Origin of the sequence: Motiliproteus sp., assembly GCF_965230735.1 — a bacterium.
In the GTDB taxonomy this organism is placed as follows: Bacteria; Pseudomonadota; Gammaproteobacteria; order Pseudomonadales; family Balneatricaceae; genus Motiliproteus.
The window spans coordinates 1126230-1139934 of record NZ_OZ246016.1 but is presented as its reverse complement, the minus strand read 5'-3'; the positions used below and the strand labels follow the sequence as shown (position 1 = coordinate 1139934).

Genomic DNA, 13705 nt, shown 5'->3' with positions numbered 1-13705 from the left:
GCGACGTCCGGGCAGGGTCATCCGCCCGGGCCTGGAATCGGATTAAGACTCCGACTCGCAAAGCTCGCCGTAGGCTTCAGCATCCAGCAGCCCTTCCAGCTCGCTGGCATCGGTAGGACGAACCCGGAAGAACCAGCCGTCACCGTAGCAGTCGGAGTTGACCAACTCGGGAGAGTCTTCCAACTCCGCATTGACCGCAACCACTTCCAGGCCGATCGGGGCATAGATATCGGAGGCCGCCTTCACCGACTCAACCACACCCATGTCATCGCCCGAAGAGAAGCTCTCGCCAACCTCCGGAAGTTCAACAAAGACCACATCACCCAGCAGTTCCTGAGCGTGGTCGGTAATCCCGATCGTTACGGTGCCATCGCCTTCATCACGAATCCATTCATGGCTGGATACATACTTCAGCTCAGCAGGGATGTTACTCATGGGGTCGTCCTCTCAACGAAAAAATAGCGAGCCCGGTTCCACCGGGGAAATTCGAAACAATATTCTAGCTCGGTTTTTCACCAAGGCCCTAGAAATTTCATTACTTTGGGCAGGGGCTAGCCTGCCGACAGGCGATTTTATCCAAGTCCGGTCTGGTCCAGGGGGCGCCGCGCCAGCTGCGGCAGATCACCCTCCAGCCCCAGCGCATGGCGCACCAGCAACCGCTTCAGCGGACCGGTCGCGGCCACCTGCTTCATCCCGACATTTCGCAGCCAATGCACTACCGGCGGCACCTCGCCATACAGATGACGGAATGCGGCCATGGTGGCCATCATCTGCAGGTTCTCACCCTGGCGGCGGCGCTGATAGCGACGCAGTCGTTGCAGTTCACCCAGCGGCAGTCCCAATTCGCTGGACGCCAACAGCTCTTCGGCCAGGGTAGCGGCATCCAGCAATCCCAGGTTAACCCCCTGTCCGGCCAGCGGATGGATGGTATGGGCGGCATCCCCCACCAACGCTAACGACGGCGCCACATAGTCTTTGGCATGGCGCTGGGTCAGCGGGAATTTAAAGCGAGGATCAACCTCGGTGATCCGCCCCAATCGAAACTCGAACGCCTGCCCCAGCGCCTCACTAAAGGCGGCATCATCCATCGCCATCAACGCATCGGCATGATTGGGCGACGTTGACCAGACGATCGAGAGCTGGTGCCCATCACCGGCCAGCGGCAACAGTGCCAACGGGCCATCCTCGGTAAAACGCTGCCAGGCGGTCTGCTGATGTGGCTGCTCGGTGGTAATGGTGGTCACGATGGCGTGATGCTGATAGTCCCATTCGCTCAGCGGCATCCCGGCCAGATGGCGGGTGGCCGAGCGGGCGCCGTCAGCAGCCACCACCAGCCGCGCCTTGAGCCGACTGCCATCGTCGAGACTCAGGATTCGCCAGCTGTCGAGACCGTCCGCCTCGGGCTCCGACAGGGTGGCGATAGTACGGCCACCGAGCCATTCGATATTGTCATGCTGCTCCAGCGACTGCTGCAGCCCCGCCAGGGTGACCCGGTTTTCGACCAGGTGCCCCAGGTGGCTCTGATGTTGCTCGGCGGCGGAGAAACTAATTTCTGCCGTGCCCTCGCCGTCCCAGACCCGCATCCGCTGGTAGGGTTCGACCCGCAACAGCTCCATGGTCGGCCAGGCGTCGAGGGAGCGCAGTATCTGCTCCGAGGCCAGGCTCAACGCACTGACCCGGGGATCAAACCCCTGCTTCGCCTCCGATTTCACCTTGGCAAGCCGCTGCGCCGCATCGGTCTGCAACGGATCGATCACCGCCACCGACAGCGCACTGGATCCCAGGCCACAGGCCAGTGCCTGCCCCACCATGCCACCCCCAACGATGGCAACATCGACCTCTCGATCCAGCGGCATGGCAGCTGCGATTTGGTTTTCGCTCATGCTGACTCCTTAGTCACCTGATGGCGGTACGCGCCGCCCAGTTCCGGCAAGGCCACATCCAGCCCCATCGCGCTATCAGCAAAGGCATGCTTGAGCGGCGATGCCAGTTCCATTCCCAACAATCCGACATTGCGGGCCATCACCAGCAGCGACTGATCATTGGAGAACAGCACGGTGGCACGATCACTGAAACCGATGGTTTTGTACTGATCCCAGCCCAGCTGATCATGGAAGCGGTTCAGCGTCTCCAAGCCGCCCAACGGTAGCCCCTGCCGCTGGGCCGACAACAGCTCCTGCGCCAATACCATCGCGCCACGCAGGGCCAGGTTAAAACCCTGGCCGGCGATCGGGTGCAACGTATGGGCGGCGTTACCTAAAACCGCCACGCCACGACGGACCTGCTCACGGGTTCGCATCAGTTTCAGCGGATAGCTGTGACGCTCTCCGACCCGGGTGATCCGACCGGCACGGTAGCCGAACTGGTCGTGCAACTGACGCAGAAACGCCTGATCATCGATGTTCAACAGCTCGTCGGCCTGCTCCATCGGCACACTCCAGACCAGCGCAGCCCGAGGCTTGCCCTGTTCATCATCGTGCAGCGGCAGCAGCGCCATCGGTCCCTGATCGGTAAAACGCTCGTAGGCGATCGCACCATGGGGTCGATCCAGGGACAGGTTGGCGATCAGAGCACACTGTTCATAAGGCGTTTCGGTACTGTCGATATGCAGTTGCTCACGCAACCCCGAGCGTCCGCCATCGCAGATCACCAACAGTCCTGCCTCAATACCACAGACCTCGCCGTCGTATTCGTATTCGATAAGACTTCCCTGGGCGGTCGGACGGGCGGCCACGACTTCGGCCGGACAGCGGAACTCGACGCCGGAATCCGGCTGCTGCAACGGTTGCATCAGCACCCGCCCCAGGCTGCGGTTCTCCACCACATAACCCAGTGCCGGTACGTTCTCCTTGTCGGCATCCAAGCGCACGGCACCGAAATGCCCCTTGTCGGACACTCGAATATGGCCGATCGGACAGGCACTGGGAGCCAACGCGGACCAGACTCCGAGGCGTTCAAACACATGCCGGGTGCCCAAGGACAACGCGGTCGAACGAGCATCGTAGCTCGGCTGCAGCGGCTGATCGCTCTGCTGCGGCATCTCGAACGCTTCGAACACCACGATCTTCAGCGTTTTCCCCGGCTGCTGTCCCTTGGCCAGCGCCAGCGCCAGTGCCGCACCGACCATGCCCCCGCCGACAATGGCGATATCACAGTTTTCCATCACTCCGCCTCGGTCAGTTGACGCGGTTGCTGATTCATCAACCGCTCAATCCCATCAATCGTTTTAGGCACCGACTCGGTCAGCACCTCATGACCGCTATCGGTCACCAGCACATCGTCCTCGATCCGAATACCGATACCCCGCCAGCGAGGCTCGACCGTCTCATTGTTCGGTGCGATATACAGCCCGGGCTCGATGGTCAGTACCATGCCCGGCTCTAAGATGCGCGATTCACCCTGCTGTTTGTATTCGCCGACATCATGCACATCCAGCCCCAGCCAGTGGCTGGTGCGATGCATGTAGAAGGGTTTGTAGGCTTCCTGTTCGATCAGTTCGTCCGGGTCCCCCTGCAGCAACCCGAGCTTGACCAGCCCCACGACCAACAGCTTCAGAGCGATCTGATGGGGATCGTCAAAGCGTGCACCGGGCTTTACCACTGCAATCGCGGCCTGCTGGGCGTCCAGCACCACTTGGTACAGCGCACGTTGATCATCACTGAATTGACCGTTGATCGGGAAGGTACGGGTAATATCCCCGGCGTAGCCTTCCACCTCGGCGCCGGCATCGATCAGCACCAGTTCACCGTCATCCAAGGTGTCGCTATTCTGGGTGTAGTGCAGGATACAGCCGTTGGCGCCACCACCGACGATGCTGGCATAGGCGGGAAAGCGGCACCCATGGCGGCCGAATTCGTGCTGAATCTCGGCCTCGAGACGATACTCACCCATACCGGAGCAACACTTCTGCATCGCCCGTCGATGGGCCGCGGCGCTGATCTGTCCGGCAGCCCGCATCAACTGCTGCTCGGCAGGGCCCTTGATCAAGCGCAGCTCGTGCAACAGCGGCTCCAAATTAAGACGCTGCTGCGGTACTTGCTCGGCACTGCGCAGCCGCTGCTGAAGATTTTGGCACCACCCTTGGAGTTGTGCCGACAGCTCGGTATCACTGAAGCTGAAATAGAGCTGTTCCAGCCCCTGCAGCTGCGGCGGCATCAGTTTATCAAGCTGGTCCAGCGTGTAGCCCTGGTCAAAGCCGAAGCGCGCCTCCACCCCGTCGGCACCGACGCGATAACCGGTCCAGATCTCCTGTTGCGGATCTTTGGGTAGCACAAACATCAGCGAACGGATCTCACCCTGTGCGTTCTTGATCAGCAGCATCAGGGCATCGGGCTCGGGAAAACCGCTCAGGTAGTGAAAATCGCTATGCTGGCGAAAGGGGTATTCGGCATCGCGATTGCGGATCTTCTGGCTTGCTGCTCGCAGCAGCACCCCGGTCCCCGGCGGCAGTTGCCCCAGCAGGCGCTCCCGGCGTTGCTGAAACTCACCGATGCTGACGGGTTCAAAATCGATCGAAGGCTCGACCGAAGATGGAACAGGATGACTCATCGATCAAGGCTCCGCTCAGTGTAATGCGGTGTCAGGCGGCAGCTGGGCGCCCTCTTCACTGACCACTCGCTGGTTGCACTCGGAGAACACCAGCAAGGCCACCATCCGTACATATTCGTAGATCTCGATAAAGTCAGCTTCGCTCTCCTCTTCGGCTCCCTCATCGACGGCGATCTGGGCGATCTGTGACAGATCGCGGATGCCGTCACGAGCATCCTCGCTGAGCTGCTCAGCCGGTCGCCCCTTACCCAGGGCGTAACCACAGAGAAAACCATGACACCAGAGCCCCAATTCCTCGGCCCGTTGTGCCAACTCGACCTCCTCATCCGGGATCAGCGGCTGCAGGTCGAAACCGGCTTCTTCCAGTTGCGCCAGCGTGACCTGATACAGGGTCGACAAACCGGCCCGCAACGGTGCACTCAGCTCTTCCTCTATCCCCAGCTGGGTCGCGGCACTCTGAAACCAGGAGTCCAATGTCAGTCGGTTACCGGCTGACAACAAACCACAAAGATAGCCGTGCAGTTCGGCCGGCGAGTGTAACGCGGCATGCTGTAAAAACAGCTCGGCCAGCTGGTCAAAATTACTGATATCGGAAGACACTTGCTCTGCCACGGCGGAAAAACCTCTGTACAGGGCCGGGTGGGAATTTGCCCAACCTGGCCGGAAGAATGAGAAACACCAAATCCTACCATTTGCCGGGTGCTGTAACCACGATGTCAGGCGCTCACCCGGCCAAACGTGCAGGCCGATCCCATGGCAGAAAGAAAACCCTTAGCAGCAGGAATTTAGAACCAACCGGTAATGGACAGATGATTGACCCCTGACCCGCCCCAACCTACTATTCTGGGCTAAGTCCAAACGAGTGAGCGGCATGCTGGAACCGACCCCATCTGATCTGCCGAGCCAGGTACAATCCCTGCTGGATTACTGCGCCCAGTTAGAGCGTCAAAACAGGCAGCTACGAGAGCGCCAGCAGAGTCTGTTACAGGAACGTAACCGACTCCGGATCGTCCGTGATGAAACCCAAAAACAGGTAGAGGCAATGATCGACCGCCTCCGGGCAATGGAGCGGTAGGGACAATGAGCGACGCCAACAAGGTCCAGATTCAGATTCAGGGCAAAGAGTTTCTGATCAGTTGCCCGATTGAGGCCCAGCCGGAATTGCTGGCATCGGCACAGCTGCTGAATCAGCGCATGAACGAGATTAAGCAAAGCGGCAAGGTCTACGGCCTGGATCGGATCTCGGTGATGGCTGCGCTGAACCTGACCCACGAACTGCTGCAGACCCAGCGCGAACTCGAAGCATTGAAGCAGCAGCAACAGCATCTCAGCGATCAGATCGCCCAGGCGATGGCCGGTAAAAAAGACACCAACGAAGCGCCTGCTTGAATCTGTACCGCCACCCTGAAACCCGACCATCGGCCCGCAACCACAGATCGACCTTAAGATTCAAGACCTGACTTTGTGTAACTGCGGCGTATAATAGCCCTGCTCCCTTCGGTGTTTGGCAGTCGGTACAGTCCCTTGAGCCGATAATCACATTTCCGGAGGTTCTCAGTTGCCATTGATGCGCATGTCCGCAAGACGGGAAGCCTAATATGGTTCGGGAACCGCCACCTTGAACCTTCGGGTTCAGGGCCGACATCGACACCGGCACTGCGGGGAGCCTCTTTTCTAGCCGCGATCCCGCCACTTTTTTCCAACTCATAGGCGCCTCATGAATCGTGCCCAACTGAGAAAGCAGCTACGCCAGCAACGCCGAGCCTTGAATCCAGCCCAACAGCGTCGTGCTGCAGCCGACTTGGCCCGCTGTCTGAAATCCAATCCGCAGTTTGTACGCGCCAGGCGGATCGCCTTCTACCTACCCAGCGACGGCGAAATCTCGCCGCTGCCGTTAATCGATATGGCTCTGAAGATGGGTAAGACCTGTTTTCTGCCGGTGCTGCATCCGATCTACCACAACCGGCTTTGGTTCGCCCGTTATCGACCCGACGCACGCTTAAGAAAGAACATCTACGGTATCTCAGAGCCGGATATTCGACTCGAACCCCGCGTCCACCCCTGGGCGCTGGACCTGGTGCTGCTACCGTTAGTGGGATTTGACCCCCATGGAGGGCGCCTGGGCATGGGGGGAGGCTATTACGACCGCAGTTTCGCCTTTACCCGGCGTACCCGCGGCGATAGCCGCCCACCTCGGAATTCACCGAAGCTGATCGGTCTGGCCCACGAGCTGCAGAAGCGGCCGAAGCTTGAGATGGCTGACTGGGATATCCCGCTGACGGCAGTCGCCACCGAGCGTCAAATTTATTGGAGCGGAAAAGGCACCGCCGGATGAACCCGGTGGTGGTGGAGCCATGCTGGGTTTGGGTTTAGCGGTTAATGGCGGCAACCGCGAGATCGGTATTACTGACCCCGGTAATTACGAAGCCAACCACAAAAACCAATACCAAAACCAGAACGAGATCAGGACCCTTTTTCATATCGTCGCTTTTTCTTCCCACGGACTGCGCGAAAATAAAGTCGGCAAGAATCGCACAATTTAACAAAAATGCAACACTTGATATTAATTAATTCCTGCTTGGGTTTTCGGCCGCCATCCTAAAACTTTTAGGGATAGCCAAATTCCAATCTACTGGATGGACGCCGGCATCGGTAATAAGTTCAATTGGATTATAAATATTTTTGTTTTTGGCCATCAAAGCCGGTGCTGGCCTGCTCCTCAGACGGTCTGAGCAATAAACCCTTGCTCAAAGCTTCGCCAGGTAAAGACACGCCAAAATGGCTTAAGTCATAAAAGCCCAGGCCTTTTAATAGCCCATCGAAAGCCATAACGGATAAAAGCCGGGCAATCCTGCGAACAGGCTGAATCATTTAAGGTGACGGAGACGCTCATTAGGAAGCGCTAAAAGCCTGCTTGCCCGGTTTATTCGCCATATCACTCAAGGAAACGCTTCAGCATTGAAGCCTTCGGGGAATAATCCTTGTTGAAGCGACAACCTTAGCCGGGCTCAGAGCTGGATAGATCATCCTGGGTGCTGTCGGCCAGCGCCTGCTCGGTCCATTTACGCTGAATCAGCCCACCCAGCACATAGGAGACCGTATCGAGAAAATCTATCTCCTCGTCGCCCGGCTGGTGCCCCTCACTCAAATAGAGAATCAGAACCCCCAGCAGCTTTTCCTCGTAACGGATCGGCACTGCATAATGGTCGTGGGCGGATAGACGGCAGTGCTGCTCGGGCTGTTGCGACGACACCGCTTCGGTATGGATCAGCTGCCGATTCTGCGCCACTCGTCCGCAGATACACTGGCCATAGGCCACCTGATCGCACCGGGTAAGACGATCCGGATCAAGCCCCTGATAGACAAACAGTTTTAGCTGCTGGTGCCGATCATCGGCAAGAAAAACCGCACCTTTGGACTCGGCCAGCAGCCAACGCTGACGGCATACCAGCTCCAGCGCCCGCTGCAGCGCCTGCTTCAGCGGTTTGGGTTCCAACGTGGTCCGCAGCAACTCATTCAACAGGCGCTGCGAATTAACCGATCGCTCCAGCTGTTGCTCTATTTTTTTGCGTGCCCGAATCTCCCGCTCGCGTTCAAGCACGCGGTTTTCCAATTCCCGAGCGTGTTCACGCTGAATCCTGTCGCGCTCCTCGAAGTAGGAGATCCGCTCCAGCAGCTCATCCGGGGTCAGGCGCAGGTTGGCCAGGATACCGGCATAGACATGACTGACCTGCTCATGCTCCACCTTGGAGTAACTCAGGTGTTGTTTCATCGCCTTATGGGCGGCGGCGGTTCCGATGCTGCCCGCCAGCACCCGCTCCAATTCACGATGAAAGCGCAGCAACTCACCCGCCGAGAGATAGTCTTTCTCGATCACCCCCATCCCTTCGCTGATCTGGCGAATCTTGCTGCGGGCGATCTTTTCGCTGAAATACTGCTCCAGCAGTACCTGAGCCTCACCCAGCTTCTCATCTTTGGCGATCTGGCCCGCGTCATCCGGCCCTTGTTCGGTGCCCTCGGCCGAATAACGGAAGGCATGAACGTAGGAGCTGGCCAGTTCCAGCTCCGACTCTTTCTGCGGCAGCAACACCGAACCCAACAGATAGGCGGCGGTATTGAAGAACAGCGACCAGAACGAGGCGTGGGTCACCGAATCGAACCGATCCATGCCGAATAACGCCTCGGGCTTGAGCCAATAAACCCCCCAGGGGCCCTCGGTGACCAGGCTCAACGACAACTGGCCCGATTGCGCCAACAGCGGCACCATCAGGGTGTAGAACCAGATCATAAAGCCCAGTCCTAGGCCCATGGTGGCACCGGCCTTGTTACCCTTGAGCCAGAACAGACCACCGAAAATAACCGGCACAAACTGCAGCGCAGCGACAAACCCCAGCATGCCGATATTGGCAAGCGCCCGCCCGGCGGTCAGCTCGCGGGCAAACAGATAGCTGACCAGAATCACCACCGCAATCGTCAACCAACGGGCCGGCAGTAGGTAGCGTTTAAGCCAGTGCAGCGCCTCGATCCGGTCGATCATAGGCACCAGCAGGTGGTTGGTGCTCATGGTCGCCAGGGTTACCGAACTGACGATAATCATCCCGCTGGCCGCTGCCAGGCCACCGAGAAACACCAGCATCGACAGCGCCTGCTGATCCGACTGAAGCGGTAACAGCAACACATAGGAATCGGATAACTCGACCGGTAGTCCCAGCGCACGGCCAGCCGCCGCCAGGGGCACCACAAACAAACTGATCAGCAACAGATAAGCGGGCACCAACCAGATCGCGGTGCGGATATGGTTCTCGTTGCTGTTCTCAACCACGGCGGTATGAAACTGACGCGGCAGGAACAGAATCCCGGCCATCGACACAAATAGAACCGTCATCCAGCGGGTGTAGGCCGAGGTTTCGCCGCTGCCGACCCGGGTCAGTTGTTCCCAGTCAGCCTGGGGAAGCGCCGCATAGAGGCCATCGAATCCGCCAAAAAGCCCGAAGGTGGCGAACAGCCCCACCGCCAGAAAGGCCACCAGCTTGACCACACACTCGACCGCCAATGCCGTCATCATGCCCTGGTGGCGCTCGGTCGGATCCAGTCGCCGGGCCCCGAACAACACCGTGAACGCGATCAACAATCCGGTGGCCCAAAGCCCCAGGCCATCCCAGTCCAGCTGGGTGGTGGAGCCGCCGGTAATCACACTGAAACTGCTGACCACCGCTTTCAGCTGGATCGCAATGTAGGGCAGCGTTCCGATCAACGCGATCAGCGTCACCACCATCGCCACCCCCTGGGATCGATCGTAACGGGCCGAGATAAAGTCGGCGATGCTGGTGATATGGCGGCGTTCCTTGATCCGTACGATTTTGCGCAGCACCACCCACCAAAGCCCGATCGCCAGCGTCGGCCCCAGGTAGGTCGGCAGATAAGCCAAACCCTGGCGCGAAGCCAGCCCGACGCTGCCGTAGAAAGTCCAGGAGGTGCAGTAAACCGTGATGGAAAGGGCGTAAACCCAGGGGCGCTCGGACAGGTATTGGGAGATGGACGGGCTGCGTTCGACCAGTTGAGCAATGGCGAACAGGGTTGCCATATACCCCAGAAAGACCAGAAAAACGGTACCGGCACTGAACATGATCAGGACCTGTCCGGCTTACGGAACAGCACGAAATTCAAGCCCACGATCAGGGCCCAGAAGCCGAAGAAGTAGAGAATCCGACCACCGGGTGTTAAGGCCCGGGCCACCTCCATCAGCGGCCAGGCAAACAGCAGCAGTCCGCCGATAAAGAGCAGAACGGGAAACTCCGGTTTATTGATCACCGCCTTTCTCCAATGTCCTTTTCAAATCAAAGGCCCACAGCGTTGAGACCAGGTCGGCGGAGGCTGGAAAAGCCAACTGTGACGAAACTCGCGCTGGTAAGAGTTCCGTTCGAAGCGATTTTCAGGTCCGTCGGCACAAACTAGTTACAACCTGAGAATAGATAAAACCACTAAAAAGTCACGTAGGACATTAGTTTAGCGGGGTGATTACAACCAATTCTCACCCCAGCAGCGCCAATAGCAACGGCATCGTCAGCATCGCCAGCAGGGTCTGCACCGTGATAATGGCCGCCATCAGCGGCGCATCGCCCCCAAGTTGTCGCGCCAGAATATAGGCCGCCGGCGAGGTAGGAACCGCCGCAAAGACCAGCAGCACCGCCGTGGCCTGCTCAGGCAGATCCAGCAGCAATGCCAGCCCTGCAAACAACAATGGATAGAGCAGCAGCTTCAGCGCGCAGGCACTCCAAAGCGCAGCACCGCCGCTCTTCAGCGCCCGAAGCTCCAGGCCAAAACCGACCGCCAACAACCCCAGCGGCAGCGCCGCCCGGCTCAGCAGCTCCAATACCGGTACCAGCGGTCCCGGCATTCCCAGCCCGCTGAGATTGAGCACCGCGCCCAGCAGACAGGCCAGAATCAGCGGGTTGGTAAATAGCGACTTGAACAACGCTCCCCAACCACTACGACCGTTGCCCAACAACACAAACAGCACCACGCAGGCAATATTCTTCAGCGGGATCATCAACCCCAAGAACAATGCCCCCCACAGCAACCCGGTCTCACCAAACAGCTCCGTGGCAGCCGCCAGGCCGACGTAGGTGTTGAAGCGCACCCCGCCTTGAAAGAACGAACTCGACGCGGCCTGTCCCAGCCCCAACCAGCGGCCACACACCAGGGTGATCAGGATCATCGCCGCCAACACCAGCAACAGCGCCAGGATCACCGAATCGACCCCGACCACCGGCAGCTCGGTGGTCGAAATCTTCAGGACCAGCAATGATGGAAACAACAGATAGTAGGTGAAACGCTCGGCCAGCGGCCAAAATTCCAGCGACGGAAAACGCAGCCAGCGCAGGCCGACACCGATCACCACCAGAGCAAATACCGGCCCAAGGGCGGCAGTGACGGTCAGCAGTTCGTTCATAGAGCAACTCTTGAAAATGGCGGCGTTGAGAATCCGCGATCGGCCGTTCACTGCGTTGCGATGCAACGTTGCAGTGGGATTCGGCTCGGGCCTACAATGCAAGGGAGATTAAACAAGCTGCTAGGGAGCGTCTATGAAAACTTCTCTGATCCTGACCGCAATCGGCGCCGACAAGCCCGGTCTGGTCGAACTGCTCTCCACCACGCTGGCCGAGCACCGTGCCAACTGGCAACAGAGCAGCATGTCGCGACTGGCCGGCCAGTTCGCCGGTATCCTGATCGCCAGTGTCGATGACGACAAGGTCGAGTCGCTGCTCAAAGCGCTGGATGGCTTATCAAGCCAGGGATTAACCGTCAGCGTAGTTACCGAAAGCGGCAGCACCGACGAGCCCAAAGGCCAGAGCCTGACTCTGGAACTGATCGGTCACGACAAGCCGGGGATTGTGCGTGATATCTCCCGCGCCCTGGCCAGCCGTAAGGTCAGCGTCGAAGAGCTGGCCACCGAAGTGGTCAGCGGCTCCATGTCGGCGGAGCTGCTGTTCAAGGCCAAGGCCTCATTGATCGTGCCTCAGGGGGTCGATCTGGATGACCTGCAGGACAGTCTCGAGGCGATCGCCTCCGATCTGATGGTCGACATCACCCTCGACTGAACCGGCTTTGCTATCGCAATAAAAAAGGGCCTTTCGAGGCCCTTTTTCGTTTGCCGCTAGCGGCGAAGATTATCTCAGGCTTAGCGAGCCGCCAGTACCTCACGGGCACGATCAACCGCGGCGCGAACCTGATCCGGCGCGGTACCGCCGATATGGTCGCGGGCGGCGACCGAGCCTTCCAGGGTCAACACCTCGAACACATCGGCTTCGATGGTATCGGAGAACTGCTGCAGCTCGGCCAGCTCCATCTCACCCAGATCTTTGGACTGCTCGATACCGTAGGCGACCGACTTGCCGACGATCTCGTGGGCATCGCGGAAGGCAACCCCTTTGCGGACCAGATAATCGGCCAGATCGGTGGCGGTGGAGAAGCCGCGCAGGGCCGCTTCGCGCATATTTTCCTTCTTGCTGGTGATCGCCGGGATCATGTCAGCGTAGGCACGCAGGCAGCCCTGCAGCGTGTCGATCACGTCAAACAGCGGCTCTTTATCTTCCTGGTTGTCCTTGTTGTAGGCCAACGGCTGCGACTTCATCAGCGTCAGCAGCGAGATCAGATGACCGTTGACCCGACCGCTCTTACCACGAACCAGCTCAGGCACATCCGGGTTCTTTTTCTGCGGCATGATCGAGGAACCGGTGCAGAAGCGATCCGGCAGGTCGATAAAGTCGAACTGGGCCGAAGTCCAGAGCACCAGCTCTTCGGAGGCCCGTGACAGATGGGTCATCAACAGGCTGGCCGCGGCGCAGAACTCGATCGCGAAATCCCGATCGCTGACCGAATCCAGCGAGTTCTCGCTGGGACGCTCGAAGCCCAACAGCTCCGCGGTGTAAGCCCGATCGATCGGGTAGGTGGTGCCGGCCAGCGCCGCCGCGCCCAACGGCATGATATTGACCCGCTTGAGGCAGTCCAGCAGACGGCCGTGATCGCGCTCGAGCATCTCGAACCAGGCCAACAGATGGTGGCCGAAAGTGACCGGCTGAGCGGTCTGCAGATGGGTAAAGCCCGGCATGATGGTGTCGGCTTCACGCTCGGCCACATCCAGCAGGCCCTGCTGCAGGCGGGTCAGCTCACCGAGGATCACTTTCATTTCGTCGCGCAGGTAGAGCCGGATATCGGTGGCCACCTGGTCGTTACGGGAGCGGCCGGTATGCAGCTTCTTACCGGTGATGCCAATCTTCTGGGTCAGCGCCGCTTCGATGTTCATGTGCACATCTTCCAGTGCCACCGACCACTCGAACTCACCCCGTTCAATCTCGTCCATCACCTCCTGCAGACCACCCAGGATCGCATCACGCTCCTCGTCGGTCAGCACACCAACCTTGGCCAGCATCTTGGCGTGAGCCATCGACCCTTGGATATCCTGGCGGTACATACGCTGGTCGAAATCGACCGAGGCGGTAAAACGGGCCACGAAGGCATCGGTGGCTTCGGAAAAGCGGCCACCCCACTGCTGATTGGTATTGGACATAGTGCTTGCCTGATCCTGCGGTACGGCTCCATCGAGCCATCCCTAACTAAACGAATGAACGGGTAAAAAGTGAGCCGCGAAGTATAG

Annotated in this window: 15 protein-coding genes and 1 other RNA gene; 6 read left to right on the top strand and 10 right to left on the bottom strand. The window is 59.1% G+C overall.

The window, feature by feature from the left end; genetic code table 11:
- Nucleotides 1-42: 42 nt before the first annotated feature.
- The 5 genes from gcvH to ACO05M_RS05330 all read right to left on the bottom strand — a co-directional run bounded on the left by gcvH (nucleotide 43) and on the right by ACO05M_RS05330 (nucleotide 5160).
- Nucleotides 43-435, bottom strand: coding sequence for a glycine cleavage system protein GcvH (gene gcvH / locus ACO05M_RS05350; protein WP_421868648.1), 393 nt, complete (start codon nucleotides 433-435; stop codon nucleotides 43-45).
- A gap of 137 nt (nucleotides 436-572) precedes the next feature.
- A complete protein-coding gene (locus ACO05M_RS05345; RefSeq protein ID WP_421868646.1) occupies nucleotides 573-1883 on the bottom strand; it encodes an FAD-dependent monooxygenase in 1311 nt (436 codons plus the stop codon).
- Nucleotides 1880-3163 carry a 2-octaprenyl-6-methoxyphenyl hydroxylase gene (ubiH, locus tag ACO05M_RS05340; protein WP_421868645.1) on the bottom strand — a complete coding sequence of 428 codons (1284 nt, stop codon included), beginning with the start codon at nucleotides 3161-3163 and terminating at the stop codon, nucleotides 1880-1882. The genes ACO05M_RS05345 and ubiH overlap by 4 nt, the downstream gene beginning before the upstream one ends.
- A complete protein-coding gene (gene pepP / locus ACO05M_RS05335) occupies nucleotides 3163-4548 on the bottom strand; it encodes a Xaa-Pro aminopeptidase (protein WP_421868643.1) in 1386 nt (461 codons plus the stop codon). Before pepP ends, ubiH begins: the two co-directional genes overlap by 1 nt.
- A 15-nt stretch (nucleotides 4549-4563) precedes the next feature.
- Nucleotides 4564-5160, bottom strand: coding sequence for a UPF0149 family protein (locus tag ACO05M_RS05330; RefSeq protein ID WP_421868641.1), 597 nt, complete (start codon nucleotides 5158-5160; stop codon nucleotides 4564-4566).
- Between the two features lie 259 nt (nucleotides 5161-5419).
- Here ACO05M_RS05330 and ACO05M_RS05325 point away from each other — a divergent pair, with 259 nt between their 5' ends.
- The 5 genes from ACO05M_RS05325 (at nucleotide 5420) to ACO05M_RS05305 (ending at nucleotide 7091) form a co-directional block, all read left to right on the top strand.
- Nucleotides 5420-5623 carry a DUF904 domain-containing protein gene (locus ACO05M_RS05325; protein ID WP_421868639.1) on the top strand — a complete coding sequence of 68 codons (204 nt, stop codon included), beginning with the start codon at nucleotides 5420-5422 and terminating at the stop codon, nucleotides 5621-5623.
- Nucleotides 5624-5628: 5 nt separating this feature from the next.
- On the top strand, nucleotides 5629-5937 hold the full coding sequence (locus tag ACO05M_RS05320; protein ID WP_421868637.1) for a cell division protein ZapA: 309 nt from the start codon (nucleotides 5629-5631) through the stop codon (nucleotides 5935-5937).
- A 100-nt stretch (nucleotides 5938-6037) separates the two neighbouring features.
- A non-coding RNA gene (gene ssrS, locus ACO05M_RS05315) (6S RNA) lies at nucleotides 6038-6217 on the top strand.
- Nucleotides 6218-6265: 48 nt separating this feature from the next.
- Nucleotides 6266-6883 carry a 5-formyltetrahydrofolate cyclo-ligase gene (locus ACO05M_RS05310; protein ID WP_421868635.1) on the top strand — a complete coding sequence of 206 codons (618 nt, stop codon included), beginning with the start codon at nucleotides 6266-6268 and terminating at the stop codon, nucleotides 6881-6883.
- 19 nt (nucleotides 6884-6902) lie between these two features.
- Nucleotides 6903-7091: a hypothetical protein gene (locus ACO05M_RS05305; RefSeq protein ID WP_421868633.1), complete on the top strand. Its 189-nt coding sequence runs from the start codon at nucleotides 6903-6905 to the stop codon at nucleotides 7089-7091.
- 127 nt (nucleotides 7092-7218) lie between these two features.
- Here the strand turns inward: ACO05M_RS05305 and ACO05M_RS05300 are convergent, their stop codons facing one another.
- The 4 genes from ACO05M_RS05300 to ACO05M_RS05285 all read right to left on the bottom strand — a co-directional run bounded on the left by ACO05M_RS05300 (nucleotide 7219) and on the right by ACO05M_RS05285 (nucleotide 11500).
- A complete protein-coding gene (locus ACO05M_RS05300; RefSeq protein ID WP_421868632.1) occupies nucleotides 7219-7419 on the bottom strand; it encodes a hypothetical protein in 201 nt (66 codons plus the stop codon).
- Nucleotides 7420-7546: 127 nt separating this feature from the next.
- Nucleotides 7547-10174, bottom strand: a complete 2628-nt coding sequence (locus tag ACO05M_RS05295) for a GAF domain-containing protein (protein ID WP_421868630.1) — start codon at nucleotides 10172-10174, stop codon at nucleotides 7547-7549.
- 2 nt (nucleotides 10175-10176) lie between these two features.
- Nucleotides 10177-10359, bottom strand: a complete 183-nt coding sequence (locus ACO05M_RS05290) for a hypothetical protein (RefSeq protein ID WP_421868628.1) — start codon at nucleotides 10357-10359, stop codon at nucleotides 10177-10179.
- Nucleotides 10360-10579: 220 nt separating this feature from the next.
- A complete protein-coding gene (locus ACO05M_RS05285; RefSeq protein ID WP_421868626.1) occupies nucleotides 10580-11500 on the bottom strand; it encodes an AEC family transporter in 921 nt (306 codons plus the stop codon).
- 133 nt (nucleotides 11501-11633) lie between these two features.
- On the opposite strand from ACO05M_RS05285, the gene ACO05M_RS05280 reads away from it, so the two are divergent.
- Nucleotides 11634-12149 (top strand): glycine cleavage system protein R, encoded by a 516-nt coding sequence (locus ACO05M_RS05280; RefSeq protein ID WP_421868624.1) that lies wholly within the window; start codon nucleotides 11634-11636, stop codon nucleotides 12147-12149.
- Nucleotides 12150-12229: 80 nt separating this feature from the next.
- Here ACO05M_RS05280 and argH read toward each other — a convergent pair whose 3' ends face one another.
- On the bottom strand, nucleotides 12230-13618 hold the full coding sequence (gene argH, locus ACO05M_RS05275; RefSeq protein ID WP_421868622.1) for an argininosuccinate lyase: 1389 nt from the start codon (nucleotides 13616-13618) through the stop codon (nucleotides 12230-12232).
- Nucleotides 13619-13705: the final 87 nt, after the last annotated feature.

Coding starts and splice junctions, on each gene's coding strand:
- ACO05M_RS05295 (WP_421868630.1), bottom strand. CDS start 10,174: ATGTTCAGTGCCGGTACCGTTTTTCTGGTCTTTCTGGGGTATATGGCA.
- ACO05M_RS05325 (WP_421868639.1), top strand. CDS start 5,420: ATGCTGGAACCGACCCCATCTGATCTGCCGAGCCAGGTACAATCCCTG.
- ubiH (WP_421868645.1), bottom strand. CDS start 3,163: ATGGAAAACTGTGATATCGCCATTGTCGGCGGGGGCATGGTCGGTGCG.
- argH (WP_421868622.1), bottom strand. CDS start 13,618: ATGTCCAATACCAATCAGCAGTGGGGTGGCCGCTTTTCCGAAGCCACC.
- pepP (WP_421868643.1), bottom strand. CDS start 4,548: ATGAGTCATCCTGTTCCATCTTCGGTCGAGCCTTCGATCGATTTTGAA.
- ACO05M_RS05300 (WP_421868632.1), bottom strand. CDS start 7,419: ATGATTCAGCCTGTTCGCAGGATTGCCCGGCTTTTATCCGTTATGGCT.
- ACO05M_RS05320 (WP_421868637.1), top strand. CDS start 5,629: ATGAGCGACGCCAACAAGGTCCAGATTCAGATTCAGGGCAAAGAGTTT.
- ACO05M_RS05305 (WP_421868633.1), top strand. CDS start 6,903: ATGCTGGGTTTGGGTTTAGCGGTTAATGGCGGCAACCGCGAGATCGGT.
- ACO05M_RS05285 (WP_421868626.1), bottom strand. CDS start 11,500: ATGAACGAACTGCTGACCGTCACTGCCGCCCTTGGGCCGGTATTTGCT.
- ACO05M_RS05280 (WP_421868624.1), top strand. CDS start 11,634: ATGAAAACTTCTCTGATCCTGACCGCAATCGGCGCCGACAAGCCCGGT.
- ACO05M_RS05345 (WP_421868646.1), bottom strand. CDS start 1,883: ATGAGCGAAAACCAAATCGCAGCTGCCATGCCGCTGGATCGAGAGGTC.
- ACO05M_RS05310 (WP_421868635.1), top strand. CDS start 6,266: ATGAATCGTGCCCAACTGAGAAAGCAGCTACGCCAGCAACGCCGAGCC.
- gcvH (WP_421868648.1), bottom strand. CDS start 435: ATGAGTAACATCCCTGCTGAGCTGAAGTATGTATCCAGCCATGAATGG.